The 14032-nt window shown below is 72.2% G+C and carries 13 protein-coding genes; 7 read left to right on the forward strand and 6 right to left on the reverse strand.

The features are described from left to right. Window positions 1-293 precede the first annotated feature (293 nt). Entirely contained in the window at window positions 294-908 is a 615-nt protein-coding gene (locus tag ACWD3E_RS25600; RefSeq protein WP_451389887.1) for a hypothetical protein, read from the forward strand. Window positions 909-1043: 135 nt separating this feature from the next. Here the strand turns inward: ACWD3E_RS25600 and ACWD3E_RS25605 are convergent, their stop codons facing one another. Further along, entirely contained in the window at window positions 1044-3395 is a 2352-nt protein-coding gene (locus tag ACWD3E_RS25605) for a SpoIIE family protein phosphatase (RefSeq protein ID WP_451389888.1), read from the reverse strand. 191 nt (window positions 3396-3586) lie between these two features. Beyond that, on the reverse strand, window positions 3587-4411 hold the full coding sequence (locus tag ACWD3E_RS25610; RefSeq protein WP_451389889.1) for a lysozyme: 825 nt from the start codon (window positions 4409-4411) through the stop codon (window positions 3587-3589). 230 nt (window positions 4412-4641) lie between these two features. Here ACWD3E_RS25610 and ACWD3E_RS25615 point away from each other — a divergent pair, with 230 nt between their 5' ends. Next, the gene (locus ACWD3E_RS25615) at window positions 4642-5133 is read left to right on the forward strand and encodes a MarR family winged helix-turn-helix transcriptional regulator (RefSeq protein WP_451351772.1); all 492 of its coding nucleotides are present in this window, start codon (window positions 4642-4644) and stop codon (window positions 5131-5133) included. Between the two features lie 49 nt (window positions 5134-5182). Here the strand turns inward: ACWD3E_RS25615 and ACWD3E_RS25620 are convergent, their stop codons facing one another. Next, window positions 5183-5971, reverse strand: a complete 789-nt coding sequence (locus ACWD3E_RS25620) for a hypothetical protein (protein WP_451389890.1) — start codon at window positions 5969-5971, stop codon at window positions 5183-5185. Between the two features lie 384 nt (window positions 5972-6355). On the opposite strand from ACWD3E_RS25620, the gene ACWD3E_RS25625 reads away from it, so the two are divergent. From ACWD3E_RS25625 to ACWD3E_RS25645, 5 genes are read left to right on the forward strand one after another with little or no spacing between them, the layout of a single operon-like run. Continuing rightward, a complete protein-coding gene (locus ACWD3E_RS25625) occupies window positions 6356-9082 on the forward strand; it encodes a nitrate- and nitrite sensing domain-containing protein (RefSeq protein WP_451389891.1) in 2727 nt (908 codons plus the stop codon). Beyond that, window positions 9079-9585 (forward strand): roadblock/LC7 domain-containing protein, encoded by a 507-nt coding sequence (locus ACWD3E_RS25630; protein ID WP_451389892.1) that lies wholly within the window; start codon window positions 9079-9081, stop codon window positions 9583-9585. Before ACWD3E_RS25625 ends, ACWD3E_RS25630 begins: the two co-directional genes overlap by 4 nt. Continuing rightward, entirely contained in the window at window positions 9582-10010 is a 429-nt protein-coding gene (locus tag ACWD3E_RS25635; RefSeq protein WP_451389893.1) for a DUF742 domain-containing protein, read from the forward strand. The genes ACWD3E_RS25630 and ACWD3E_RS25635 overlap by 4 nt, the downstream gene beginning before the upstream one ends. Further along, on the forward strand, window positions 9991-10626 hold the full coding sequence (locus tag ACWD3E_RS25640) for a GTP-binding protein (RefSeq protein ID WP_451389894.1): 636 nt from the start codon (window positions 9991-9993) through the stop codon (window positions 10624-10626). The genes ACWD3E_RS25635 and ACWD3E_RS25640 overlap by 20 nt, the downstream gene beginning before the upstream one ends. 20 nt (window positions 10627-10646) lie before the next feature. Beyond that, entirely contained in the window at window positions 10647-11903 is a 1257-nt protein-coding gene (locus tag ACWD3E_RS25645; RefSeq protein ID WP_451389895.1) for a styrene monooxygenase/indole monooxygenase family protein, read from the forward strand. Here the strand turns inward: ACWD3E_RS25645 and ACWD3E_RS25650 are convergent. The 3 genes from ACWD3E_RS25650 to ACWD3E_RS25660 all read right to left on the reverse strand — a co-directional run bounded on the left by ACWD3E_RS25650 (window position 11876) and on the right by ACWD3E_RS25660 (window position 14019). Beyond that, complete coding sequence (locus ACWD3E_RS25650; RefSeq protein WP_451389896.1) at window positions 11876-12940, reverse strand: NlpC/P60 family protein; 1065 nt, start codon at window positions 12938-12940, stop codon at window positions 11876-11878. The two genes, ACWD3E_RS25645 and ACWD3E_RS25650, sit on opposite strands and share 28 nt — an antisense overlap. A 112-nt stretch (window positions 12941-13052) precedes the next feature. After that, complete coding sequence (locus ACWD3E_RS25655; RefSeq protein WP_451389897.1) at window positions 13053-13373, reverse strand: hypothetical protein; 321 nt, start codon at window positions 13371-13373, stop codon at window positions 13053-13055. Continuing rightward, window positions 13360-14019, reverse strand: coding sequence for a TetR/AcrR family transcriptional regulator (locus ACWD3E_RS25660; protein WP_451389898.1), 660 nt, complete (start codon window positions 14017-14019; stop codon window positions 13360-13362). Before ACWD3E_RS25660 ends, ACWD3E_RS25655 begins: the two co-directional genes overlap by 14 nt. Window positions 14020-14032: the final 13 nt, after the last annotated feature.

The raw sequence follows: 14032 nt of genomic DNA on the forward strand, positions 1-14032 counted from the left end.
ACGCGACTGGTGGTGGCGGTGGTAATGCCACGAGCAATGGCGGTGGCAATGCGACCGGTGGTGGCGGCGGCAACGCCACGAGCAACGGTGGCGGCAATGCGACCGGCGGCGCCGGTGGTGATGCCACGGCCAACTGAAGTTCCCGTCGCTGACGGCAGCGGGTGAGCCACGGGGTTCGGGTGGCGCGGTCATCGGCCGCGCCACCCGACCACCGACGGTCCCGCGTCTCCCAGCCATTCCCACCGCACGACCGCTCCGCCTCAAGCCTCAAGCCTCAAGAAACGGCACTCCTCATGACCCGCAACGTCCGCAAGAGCAGCCTGGCCGTGGCCGCCGCCTCCCTCCTGCTGCCCCTCGGCGCCGTCCTGATCCCCGCAGGCGCCGCCTTCGCCGCCCCCGCGCCGTCCGGCTTGTCGGCTTCCGTGATGCGCGACGACCACGGCGGCAAGGGCCACAGGAAGAGCGATGGGCACCACAACGGTGACCACCACAAGAAGCACGGCGATCACGGATACGGGCACGACGGCGACGACCACGGCACCTGCCGTCCCGGTGACGCCAGGGGCGGCGACGGCGGCAACGGCACCGGTGGCGACGCCCCGGTCTGCACGGCCCCGGGCGGTGTCGGCACCGGCGGCGCCGGTGGGCGTGGCCGGGGCTCGTGCGGCGGCCGGGGCACCAACGGCCGCAACGGCACCGGCACCAACGGCAGCGACGGCCCGCCGTGCCCCGACCACCCGTCCCCGGAGCCGGGCACAGGTGACAGCGGCAGCACCCCCGCCCCGGAGAATCCGGCCCCCGACCACCCGGCCCCGGCCGACCCCGGCCCCTCGCCGTCCGACCCCGGTCAGGACAGTGGCGGCTCCGCCTCTGACGCACCCGCTCCGCCCGACGTGGTCGTCAACTGAGCGGTCGCGACCGACACCGCCGGCGAAGACCCCCGTACCGCCCGGTGAACGACCGCCCCGGAACCCCTGCCCCGCCACACCCCGGCGGGGCAGAGCCGTGTCCGCGTGCGCCACTGAGGCGTCACTCGGCGTCGCTCAGGCCGGGGCCACCGTCTGCTCCGCCCACACCGTCTTGCCGACGCGGTCGTGCCGGGTGCCCCAGCTCTCGGCGAGCTGGGCGACGAGCAGCAGGCCTCGGCCGCCCTCGTCGAAGATGCGGGCGCGCCGCATGTGCGGGGTGGTGCCGCTGGAGTCGTAGACCTCGCAGATCAGCTTGTCGCCCTGGTGGATCATGCGGAGCTGGATGGGCGGGCGGCCGTAGCGGATCGCGTTGGTGACCAGCTCGCTGACCATCAGCTCGGTGGTGAAGGAGACCTCGGCCAGCCCCCACTCGGTCAGCTGGTCGTCGACGAGGTGGCGGGCGACGGCGACGACGGTCGGCTCGTTGTCCAGGTCCCATGCGGCGACCCGGTCGGCGTGCAGGCCGCGGGTGCGGGCGACGAGCAGGGCGATGTCGTCGTCGGGGCGGTGGCTGAGCAGCGCGGTGAGCACGTGGTCGCAGACGGCGTCCAGGGTCGGGGCGGGGCGGACGAGCGCGGCGAACATCTTGTCCAGCGCCTCGTCGATGTCGTGGTCGCGGGCCTCCAGCAGTCCGTCGGTGTAGAGGGCGAGCAGGCTGCCTTCGGGCAGTTCCGTCTCGACGGCCTCGAACGGCAGCCCGCCGAGCCCCAACGGCGGCCCCGCGGGCACGTCGACGAAGCGGACCGCGCCGTCCGGGGTGACCACGGCGGGCGGCGGATGACCGGCCCGGGCGAGGGTGCAGCGGCGCGAGACCGGGTCGTAGACCGCGTACAGGCAGGTGGTGCCGATGCCGCCGGCGGTCTCGGCGGCCGGGTCCGCGCTGCCCTCGTCGGCGGCCAGGCGCAGCACCAGGTCGTCGAGGTGGGTGAGGAGTTCGTCGGCCGGGAGGTCGACGTCCGCCAGGGTGCGTACGGCGGTGCGCAGCCGGCCCATGGTGGCCGAGGCGCGGATGCCGTGGCCGACGACGTCGCCGACGACGAGGGCCACGCGGGCCCCGGACAGCGGGATCACGTCGAACCAGTCGCCGCCCACGCCCGCCTTGGTGGCCGCGGGCAGATAGCGGGTGGCGATCTCCAGGGCCGCCTGCTCGGGCAGCGTGTGCGGGAGCAGGCTGCGCTGGAGGGCCATGGTGGTGGTGCGGGCCCGGGAGTAGCGGCGGGCGTTGTGGATGCCGGTGGCGGCCTTGGCCGTGTACTCCTCGGCGAGCCGCAGATCCTCGGGCCCGAAGGGCTCCCGCCCCGGGCGGCGGCCGAACAGCGCGACCCCGAGCGTGGTGCCCTGGGCGAGCAGCGGCACCAGCAGCAGCGAACGGGTCTGCGAGGCGCGCAGCCAGGCGGCGCCCGAGTCCAGCGTGGCCCACTCGGCGACGGCCGGGTCGGTCGTGTCGTACAGCATCGCGTGACGCGCGGCCAGGCACTCGGCCGCGGGGGAGCCCGCCGGGCATGCGACCGCCTCGCCCACGCCGCTCCCGGCCTCGGAAGCGGGGTCGTGCGGGGTGGCCGTACGCAGCGCGGCGCGGCGCAGGAGGACCGGGCCGGGGGTGGTCTCCTCCGCGGTCTGCGGGGAGTCGAGCAGGTCCACGGCCATGACGTCGGCGAGCCGGGGGACCGTGACCTCGGCGAGTTCCTGCGCCCCGCGGGCGAGATCCGCGGCGGAGCCGACCTGGGAGGCGGCCTCGTCGGAGGGGCGCTGCCCCGTGGCGGCATCCTCAAGGCCGCGCTGCGTGGCCAGGCAGACGGCCCGGACCCGGCCGCCGGGGTCCTTCAGCGGGGTGAGGACGGTGGGATGGCCGAGTTCCGGGCCGAGGCTGGCGTCGGCCTCCTGCGGCCGGCCGTTCTCCAGCGCCAGCCGCATCCTCCGGTCGGTCTCCTCGCTCGCCGGACCGGGCACGATGTGCGTCAGGCTCAGCCCGCGCATCGCGGCCTCGGGCAGGGCGAGCGCGCGCTCCATGCGGCGGTTGGCGCGCATCAGCCGCAGCTCGGTGTCGAAGATCGCCAGCGGAAACGGGGACTGCAGGAAGGTCCACTCCTCCAGCGGCTCTCCCCGGGGCCGCGGCCGGGCCGTTACGGCGGTCACCACGAGCCAGTCGGTGGTCCCGGTGGCGGTGGTGCGGCGGTGGGCGAGCAGCCCCAGTTCCAGGGACCGGCCGTCGCGGTGGCGCACGGGCACCGTGCCGTTCCAGCGGTCCCGTCCGGCCAGGGCCCGCCGGGCCGCGGCACCCTCGGCGGCGAGCAGCCGGCCGGCCGGCCGGCCGAGCACCGTCGCGGGTTCGTAGCCGAGCAGCCGCTGGGCGCCCTCGCTCCAGCCGGTCAGGATGCCCCGCTCATCGATGACGGCCGTGGCCGTGTACGTCGACTGTCGCTCCATCGCCGCTCATCTCGCCCTAGTCGCCCTTGCTCGGCAGGCAGCCCTTGCTTGCTCGGCAGGCCCTCCCAGACCAGCATGATCCCGGGCGGCGCGGAGCACCAACGCGGCGACGGCGACCGCCCTCGAAGGACGGCCGCCGGATGAGCCGGTGAAGCATCCGGATGAGCCGGTGAAGCAGGTGTCTGCTGGAACTAGCCGAGGGCCAGGGCCTGCACTCGGTCCAGTGCTCCGTTGAACTTGTCGTGGTCACCGACCGTCGGGCCGGAGGACGTGTACTGCCACATCGTGTAGTAGGACCAGCCGGCCGGCAGCGTCCCCGGGTCGGTGGCGTAGCGGGCGATCCACAGCGGGTTGTTCACGGCGAAACCGCCGTAGTTGCCGGTGCACTGGGTCCACCAGCTGGTGGCGGTGTAGATCACGGCCCAGCGGCCGGTGCGGGCGTGGTACTGGTTGATGAAGTCGGCGATCCAGCTGACCATCCCGCTCTGCGTCTTGCCGTAGCAGCTCGCACCGTACGGGTTCCACTCGATGTCGAGGGCGCCGGGCAGCGTCTTGCCGTCGGCGGACCAGCCGCCGCCGTGGTCCACGAAGTAGTTGGCCTGGGTGGCGCCGCTCGTGGTGTCCGGGGTCGCGAAGTGGTAGGCACCGCGGATCATGCCGACGTTGTACGAGCCGTTGTACTGCTGGGCGAAGTACGGGTTGGTGTAGTACGTGCCTTCCGTGGCCTTCGTGTACGCCCAGCGCACCCCGCTGTTCCACAGGGTCGACCAGGCGACGTTGCCCTGGAAGCTGGAGACGTCGACGCCCTCGGTCTGGGTGGCGTCACCGGTGCTGGGGGTGCCGTGCTGGCCGTCGTGGGCGAGGATGCCCATGCCCATGTGGGCGGAGCCGCGGGCGGGCGTGGTCGCGGCGTGGGCGGAGGTGAGGGGAAGGGAGAGGGCGAGCACCGCGAGCAGGGCCGTGAGCAGGACGGCGAGAGGGCGCGGGCGGAAGATGTCGGGTCTGTGCACGGGCATGACGGGCCTCCGAGGAGAGAGGTGGGGGGAGCCGTGAGGGGACCGCTGACGTACTGGCGTGGGCATGCCATGTAATTGCCCGATAAAGAAGCTACGCACGTAGATAGTGGCGTGGGAAGGGGGTCCGGACACCGCCGATGGTCTACGCCTGCGAAATACTTACGGAGCTGCGGCAATGGCGGCGTGTGACAGAAACTTTCAGACCGCGAAAACCAGTCAGGGGTGCTGACGTGCACGAGGACGGAAACGGGGATACACATCCTGCCACCACGGAGGTGACGCCCAGTGGTGCCGACCAGGAATTCCTGGCCCTGGAACGTGAGTTGACCGTATTGCTGCGGCGCGCCCGCGCCAACCAGGGCGAGATGGCCCGCGAGGTCCACCCCGACCTGGAGTCCTCCGCGTACGGTCTGCTCATCCGGCTGGGCGAGCAGGGCGGCCGGCGAGCCACGGAACTCGCCGCCTACATCGGCGTCGGCAAGGCCACCATGTCCCGCCAGCTGCGTGCCCTGGAGGAGCTGGGCCTCATCACCCGCGAGCCCGACCCGGCCGACGGCCGCGCCTGGCTCGTCACGCTCACCGACGAGGGTCGGCGTCGTGTCGGCACGGTCCGCGAGGCCCGGCGCGCCCGCTACGTCCGCCAGCTCGCCCACTGGGACCGGCGCGAGGTGGCGGAACTGGCCCGGCTGCTGCACGAGTTGAACCAAGTCATGGAGAAGTAGCCCGCGAAGGGCGGAGAGACGGCCCGCGAAGGGCAGGGGGCGCGGGCCGTCACAGCTCGACGTAGACCACCGTCGCGTCGTCGTGCGTCTTGCTCCGCCGCAGATGGACCCGTTCCTCCCGGTCCGCCGCCTCCAGCTCCCGTACCCGCTCGACCAGTGCCCCCGCGCCCTCCTTGGCGACGACGTCGAACAGGGCCGTCCAGTCGCCCTCGCCGAACTTCTCCGTCCAGCGGGTCGCGCCGTCCGTCAGTGCGGCGAGGGCACTGACCTCGCGCCGGGGCACCGAGCCGGTGACCGCGCGGGCGGCGACCGACGGATCGGCGGCGGCCGTGAAGAAACCGCCCTCCTTGTTGCGCAGGTGGGCGTCCACCAGGGTCGCGGTGGCGAGGGCCGAGACGGGCAGCCGGGCGAGGCGGTCGTCCAGGACCGGCGTGACCGTGCCCCCGGGGGATTGCAGCAGCAGCGCCGAGTCGGACAGGACCAGGTACTCCAGGGCCTCGGCGGACCAGCGGGCCAGGACAACGGTCGCCTGAGGGGTCAGCGGGTGAGAAAGGTCACAGGTGTCCGCATGTGCGTCCGCGGTGCGCCCGATGGCCCCCGAGAGAATCTCCGAGAGCGTCAGATCTCGGGCGGAAACGGTCAGTTCGACCAGTGCGCCCCCCAGTCGCGCGGTGAACCAGGGAACGGAATGCAGACAGCCGGTTCCGTCGCTGGGCGGAGTCACCCCGTCCAGGACGATCACACAACCTCCCTGTCCGGACGCGGGTAGTCCGACTCCGGCGAAGTCCTCGTTGGGGCGAGCCGGGTTGCCGGGTTCCGAGACGAGATCAGTTCGCATTCAGCCAGTCTGCACGAGGCCTTCACAGCCTCCGCCAAAGGCTGGCAAGCGACGCCGAATTGCTACGGCCTCGCAGGTCAGGCGCCTGGTTTGGGGGGGAATGGCGCACTCCGGGAAGGCGTGGTGGCGAATACTGCCAAAGCCTGCCGCGCGCGTCCAACCGGCCCGCCGTGCAAGGCGGCAGAGCGCGTCAGAGGAACTTGCCCGCCAACTCCCCTCCGATGTTCACTCCTTCGGGTGGCGGGTCGGATGATGCGCGACCAGTGTCCACCGGCGCTGGGAGGGTCGGGAACCGTACGAACCGGGTGAACACGCCCCCTGGCACCGATATGGCGGGGCGCCACCCGGGCCCCTGGGTAGACGAGTTCAGGAATGCGAGCACCGGTGCAGAAAAAGCGGCCTCGGCGCACAGGCAGGCAGACGGCCCCCGAGGGGGTCGCCGAGCAGACCCCCGTGGGCACCGGCCGCCCCACACATGTGCGCACCCGGCTCATCGTCGCCGTCGCCGCGGTGGCCGCCGCCATCGCCGGAGCCGGAGCGCCCGCGCTGCTCACCGCCTCCGGGGACGTCAGCGACTCCCAGGACCTGGTGACCCTGGCCACCCGGACCGAGGACGCGCTCTCCCTCGCCCACTCCCTGGCCGACGAACGCGACGAGGTCACCTCCTACGTCGCGGCGGGCCGCCCCAAGGTCAAGGCGCCCTCCGAGGAGCGCAGCGCCCGCGTCGACCGCCAGGTCGAGGACCTGCGCGCCGACAGCGACACCCCGGCCGCGCTGCGCACGGACCTCGACGGCATCGCCGCCGTCCGGCACGAGGCGCTCACCGGCAAGACCACCGCGCTCCAGACCCACCAGGCCTACTCGGCCGTGATCGGCGAGCTGCACCGGCTCGCCGAGGACCTCGCCGACAAGATGCCCACGCGGGCCGGCTCCGGCGCCCACGCCCTCGCCGAACTGGACGCGGCCGTCGAGCAGTCCGCCGCCGCCCGGGGGCTGCTGCTGGCCGCGCTGAACATCCCGGCCGGCACCCGGACGGTGATCGACCCGGTCACCGGTCTGGCCACCACGGTCTCCACCGGGTCCGAGGCCGACGGCAAGCAGCGCGACGCGCTCACCGCCGCCGCCCAGCTGGCCCGCCTGCGCGCCGACGCCGCCCTCGCCGACTTCCACGAGAACGCGCCCCAGGAGGCCGCCGACTCGTACGACTCCACGGTCACCGGGCCCGAGGTCAACTCCGCCGAGAAGTACCTGGCCACGCTCACCGACCAGCCCACCCTGGACGACAGCGAGCTGACCACCGACGCCAAGAAGCTGGACGCGGCGCTGTCCGCCCGCGTGGACCTGATGCGCGGCGCCGAGTCCGCGCTCTACGACCACCGCACCAAGGACCTGACGAAACTCCGGGACGACGACGTCACCGCCCTGGAGATCCGCATCGCCGTCATCGGCGCCCTGATGCTGGTCGCCGTGGGCATCGCCACGGCCATGGCCCGCACCCTCACCCGCCCCCTGTCGGTCCTGCGCCGGGGCTCCGCGCGCCTCGCCGAGTCCGAGGACCCGGCGGCCCAGGAGCCGATCGCCTTCACCGGCCGCAACGACGAGTTCGCCCAGGTCGTCCGCTCCGTCAACGCCCTGCACGCGCACGCCGTCACGCTGCGCGAGCAGGCCGGCGCCCTGCATGATCGGGTCGGCACCCTGGAGACCGACCGCAAGCACCTGGTCGCCCAGCGCCAGCGGATGGCCGACGCCCGCGAGGAGCTGCGCGCCGAACTCGCCGATTCGGCGGCCCAGATGGAGCGGCTGCGCGCCACCATCGGCAGTACGTTCGTCAACCTCGCCCTGCGCACGCTCGGCCTGGTCGAACGCCAACTGGCGGTCATCGAGGGCCTGGAGGAGCGCGAACAGGACCCCGAACGCCTCGCCACCCTCTTCAAGCTCGACCACTTCGCCACGGTCATGCGCCGGCACAGCGAGAACCTCCTGGTCCTCGCCGGCACCGAGCACGTCCAGCAGCACCACGGCCCGGTCCCGCTGGTCGACGTCGTCCGCGCGGCGGTCAGCGAGATCGAACGCTACGAACGCGTACGCATCGCCGCCCTGCCCCCGCACGCGCACGTGGCGGGCTTTGCGGCGGACGACCTCTCCCACCTCCTGGCCGAACTCATGGAGAACGCCACCTCGTTCTCCCCGCCGGACCTGCCCGTCGAGGTCTCCGGCTGGCTGCTGGAGAGCGGCGAGGTGATGCTCTCGGTCCAGGACGGCGGCATCGGCATGGCCACCGAGCGCCTGGAGCTGCTCAACGCCCGCCTGGCCGACTTCGACCCCGCCGCGTCCTACGACCAGGAGGGCGAGGCCGGCCTCGGCCTCGGCCTGTACGTCGTGGCCCGCCTCGCCCACCGGCACGGCGTCCGCGTCCAGCTGCGCGAGCAGAAGCAGGGCGGTGTCGCCGCGGTCGTCGTCCTGCCCGCCCCGCTGCTCACCGAGGCCCCGCTGGTGGCGGCCCCCACCACCGTCCCCGGTGGCACCCAGACCTTCACCCTCCCCGGCGCCGACGCCGAGGCCAACTCCAACGTCCTGTACGCCCGCACCAAGGGCACCGACCCGCTGGTGGCACTGGCGGAACGGGCTGCCCGTGAGGCGGAGCCCGCGGACACCCACACGCGCGCGGAGGCGTCGGAACAGCCGGTCGAGGAGGAAGCCCCGGTCCGCCCGAAGGAGCCGGCGGAAACCTTCGCCGAGACGACGATGGAGCTACTGCTCCCGGACCTGGAACCGGAAGCCGCCGAAGCCGAAGCGGAAACCGAAACCGAAGCCGAAGCGGAAACCGAAGCGGAAACCGAAGCCGAAGCCGAAGCCGAAGCGGAAACCGAAGCCGAAGGCGAGGCGATCACGTCCAAGGGCCTCCCCAAGCGCACCCCGAAGATCACCACACCCACCGCACCACCCCGCCAACGCAGCGCGAGCGTAGACGCCGAGGCCCTGCGCCGCAGGCTCGGCGGTTTCCGCAGCGGTGCCCAGGCCGGCTACCGCGACGTGGCGACCGAGATCGCACAGATCGCAGTACGTACCGAAGAAAACACGGGGGGCACAGCCGAGGAGGCAAGCAGTTGACCGCGCCCAGCACCTCCAGTACCTACGGACTGAGCAGTGAAGCCCGCAATCTGCACTGGCTGCTGACCAACCTGGTCGAGGAGGTACCCGGCATCCTGTCCGTAGCCGTGGTCTCCTCGGACGGCCTGATGCTGCTCTCGTCCGACCCCGGCCTCGCTGCCGGGGTCCGCGAGAGCCGCGCGGTGAGAGGGCCGCGCGGCTCCTCCGCCGACCTCGCCACCATCGTCTCCGGCATCGGCAGCCTCACCGTCGGCGCCGCCAAGCTGCTGGCGTTCGGTGGGGTCAAGCACACGATGGTCGCGATGGAGGAGGGCAGCCTGTTCGTGATGTCGATCAGCGACGGCTCGTTGCTGGGCGTGCACGGTTCCGCGGAGTGCGACATGAGCGTGGTGGCGTACCACATGGCGCTCTTCGTCGGCCGCGCCGGCCACGTGCTGACCCCCGAACTCCGCACCGAGCTACGGAGGTCCCTGGAAGCCGAGTCGACGGGGAGCACCCGATGAGCGGCACTCCGAAGAAACTCCCCGTGCGCGGCGGCGACCGCAAACCCGCTCGCGTGCGTCCCTACTCGCTCACCGGCGGCCGTACCCGCTTCGGCCACGTTCTCCTCGTGGAGACGTTCGTGGGAAGCACGGCCGGCACCGCGGCCATCGAAGCCCCGCAGGAGCGCAAGGAACTGACGAATGGTTCCCTCAACACCCGGGTCATGCCGGAGATGCGGGCCATCGTCGAACTGTGCCGCCGTATGCGCACGGTGGCCGAGATCGCCGCGCTGCTGAAGATGCCGCTCGGCGTGGTCCGCGTACTCCTGAGCGATCTCGCGGACCAGGGAAAGATCCGTGTGTACGGCACCGGAACCGGTCACGGCACCGGCCGCCCGGACCGCGCTCTGCTGGAAAGGGTGCTGAGTGGACTTCGCCGTCTCTGACGCCACCGGCGTCTCCCCGCTCCTCGGTGAAGAGGGGCCCGAACAGCCCTGGCAGACGGACCGCACACGTGCCCCGATCGCGACGAAGATCGTGGTGGCGGGCGGCTTCGGCGTCGGCAAGACGACTCTGGTCACCGCCGTCTCGGAGATCACGCCCCTGCAGACCGAGGCGCTGATGACCGAGGCGAGCGAGGAGACCGACGATCTCACCGCCACGCCCGGCAAGCTGACCACCACCGTGGCCATGGACTTCGGCCGTCTCACGCTCGACGACGACCTGGTGCTCTACGTGTTCGGCACGCCGGGCCAGCAGCGGTTCTGGTTCATGTGGGACGACCTGGTGCGCGGCGCCATCGGCGCCGTCGTCATGGCCGACACCCGCCGCCTGAAGGACTGCTTCCCGGCGCTGGACTACTTCGAGAGCTGCGGGCTGCCGTACGTCGTCGCGGTCAACCACTTCGACGGCAGTGAGCGGTTCGAGCCCGAGGACGTACGGGAGGCGCTGACGATACCCGCGCACATCCCTGTCATGATCATGGACGCCCGGCGCCGGATCTCGGTCATCGAGACCCTTCTGGCCCTGGTGGGCCACGCGCTGGACGAAACCCCCGAGTAGTCCTGAGGAGCACCACCCGCATGCGGAAGATACTCGTCGTAGGAGCCGGCCAGTCCGGACTCCAGCTCGCCCTCGGCCTGCAGTCGCACGGCTACGAGGTCACCCTCATGTCGAACCGGACCGCGGACGAGATCCGTTCCGGCCGGGTCATGTCGACGCAGTGCATGTTCGACACGGCGCTGGGTCACGAGCGCGAGCTCCAGCTGAACTTCTGGGAGTCCCAGGCCCCGAAGATCGAGGGGCTCGGCGTCTCGGTCGCCGCCCCCGGCTCGCACGACCCGGGCCCCACCCAGCGGGCGATCGACTGGGTCGGCAGGCTCGACGGGTACGCGCAGTCGGTCGACCAGCGGGTCAAGATGGCCGGCTGGATGGAGACCTTCGCCCAGCGCGGCGGCCAGCTGGTCATCCACGGCGCGGCCGTCGGCGACCTCGACTACTTCTCCCGTGCCTACGACCTCGTCCTGGTCGCGGCCGGCAAGGGTGAACTCGTCCAGATGTTCGGCCGGGACGCCTCGCGCTCCCCGTACAGCGAGCCGCAGCGCGCCCTCGCGGTGGCGTACGTGCACGGGCTCGGCCCGCGCCCGGAGCACCCGGAGTTCGACGCGGTCCGCTGCAACATCGTCCCCGGTGTCGGCGAGCTGTTCATCATGCCGACGCTCACCACCTCCGGCCGCGCCGACATCCTGTTCTGGGAGGGCATCCCCGGCGGCCCGCTCGACGTCTTCAACGGTGTCAAGGACCCGGCCGAGCACCTCTCCCTGACCCTGGAACTCATGGAGAAGTTCACGCCCTGGGAGTACGCGCGCGCCACGAAGGTCGAACTGACCGACGCCGGCGGCACATTGGCCGGCCGGTACGCGCCGACCGTCCGCAACCCCATCGGCCGGCTGCCCGGCGGCGGCCTGGTCCTCGGCGTGGCCGACGTGGTCGTCGCCAACGACCCGATCACCGGGCAGGGCTCCAACACGGCCTCCAAGTGCGCCGCCGCCTACCTCGCCTCGATCGTGGAGCGGGGGGACAAGCCGTTCGACGAGGAGTGGATGCAGGCCACGTTCGAGCGGTTCTGGGACGACACGGCCCAGCACGTCACCAAGTGGACGAACGCCATGCTGATGCCGCCGCCGGAGCACGTCCTGAACCTCATCGGCGCGGCGGGCCAGCTGCAGCCGGTGGCGGACCGTTTCGCCAATGCCTTCAACGACCCGGCGGACTTCGAGAACTTCTTCTACGAGCCGGAGAAGACCGAGGCCTACCTGGGTTCCGTGGCCGGAGCCTGACCGGCGGTGCCGTCCGGTCGTACGGCACCGAGCACCGGATACGAGGCGAGCGGTGAGACCCTCACCGTCTCGCCGGTTCTCGGTGCCTGTACGACCTTGCCGTCCCCGACGTACATCGCCACGTGCGTCGCCTCCGGGAAGTAGACGACCAGGTCACCGGGGCGGAGTTCGTTCAGGGGGATGCGCTTGAGGCGGGCCCACTGTTCCTGGCTGGTGCGCGGGATCGGGGTGCCGGCGCGGGCCCAGGCGTCGGCGGTGAGGCCCGAGCAGTCGTAGGACCGCGGGCCTTCGGCACCCCACTCGTACGGCTTGCCGAGCTGGTCCATGGCGTAGCGCACCGCGCGGCTGCCCTGGGCGGACGCGGGGCGGGCGGTGCTGCTCAGGGCGCCGGACGTGACGAGCTTCTGCTGGGCCGCGGCGACCTCCTGCTGCTCCAGCTGTCGGACGGCGCTGAGCTGGTCGGGGGTGAGGGAGGCCAGCAGGCGTTCCACGGCGGCCAGTTTGCCGTGGGCGTCGTCGTGCTGCTTCTGTTCCTTGCCGGCGAGGCTGAGCTGGGTGTCCAGCGCCTTGCGGGCCGCCCGCGCGAGCGTGTCCCGCCTCTGCTCGGTGCCGGTCAGCCGCCGCACCGTGTCGGCGCGCTCGCGGGCGATCCGGCCGATGACATGGCCCTCGTCCAGCGCGTGCTGGGGGTCGCGGGCGAGGAGCAGACGGAGGTAGGGGGAGAGGCCGGTGCTGCTCTGGTACTGCTCGCGGGCCAGCCGCCCGGCGTCGGTCCGGCTGTCCTGGAGGGCGAGGCGGGCGTGGGCCAGTTCCTCGTCGAGGCGGGCCACCTGGGCACGCTGCCGCCTGAGCTTCTCTCCGGTGGCGTTGTACTTCTCGGTGGCCGCTTCGGACTGCCGGTACCGCTGCTGAAGGTCCGTCAGCAGCTGGGCGACGGTCGGCGGCGGCTTGGGTGCGGCCACGGCCGGTACGGGCGCGAGGGCGGCCTGGGCGGCCACCGCCACCGAACAGGCCAGGCGCGGAAGCACTCCTGACACGTCATCACCTCCGGTGCGGTGCAGGCGGACCGTCCGCCTGTCTCCGCACCGCGAGCATCAGACGTGCCGCAGCGGGGCGCGCGCCGAGTGTGCGCGGTTCGGCGCAACCCTGTCACCCGTCGGCGTCGTGCGGCTTGCGCGGCGGCGTGGCGTCTGGCTTCGACCAGGGCCACTTCAACCGCTCGGTCGGCTTGCCCTCGGGGTCGTACTGGTACTTCCACCCCTGGATCAGTCCCAGCTTCTTGCTGTACCCGCGTGGCACGCGGCGGTAGACCAGCACGGTGGGCTCGCCGCCGGCCGGGTCCGGGACGGGGATGCGGTACGTCTTCGGGGGGTGGCCGGTGTGGCCGACGAGCACGGGCAGCACGCGCCCGTCCATGGGGCCGCCCTCGAAGGGGGTGTCCTGACTCTTCACGCCTTCAGTCTCGGCCATCCTCGGCGAGGGCGGCGATGACGGCGGCCGTCTGCGGGTCGCGGCCCGCGGTGACCGTGAGGACCGCCACGAACTGCTCGACCAGCCAGTCGCGCAGCTCCTCGACCGGGGGCTGCTTGTCCTCGTCCAGCCAGATCAGCGAGGCCGCCTCGACGGCCGTGATCCACGTCCGGACGGTCATGCGCAGCCGCGGCCCCGGGTCCTTGACGCCCAGGTGCGTGTAGAGGTGCTCGGCGGCGGCGCGGCGCACCTCGTCGACGGTGGCCGTCGTCCGGGAGGTCTCCACCACGCTGCCGCCCTGGAGCAGTGCGCTGAAGCCGGTGTCGTGCTCGTCCACGAACGCCAGATACCGGTCGAGGACGCGCGCCAGCCGGGGCAGCAGGGGGCCCTGGCGGGCCTCCTGGAAGCAGTGCTGGAGCTCCTCGGCGGCCGACCCGAGCGCGGCCTCGTACAGCTGCTGCTTGCCGCCGGGGAAGTACCGGTACACCAGCGGCCGGGAGACTCCGGCCGCCTCCGCGACGTCGTCCAGCGACACGTCCTCGGGGGCGCGGTGCGCGAAGAGTGACAGCGCGACGTCCAGGAGCTGACTTCGTCGCTCCTCGACGCTGAGCCGACGGTACGCGGGCGTGGCGGCGGACGGGGTCATGGCCGTCAGCCTA

Source organism: Streptomyces sp. NPDC002676, from assembly GCF_053592455.1.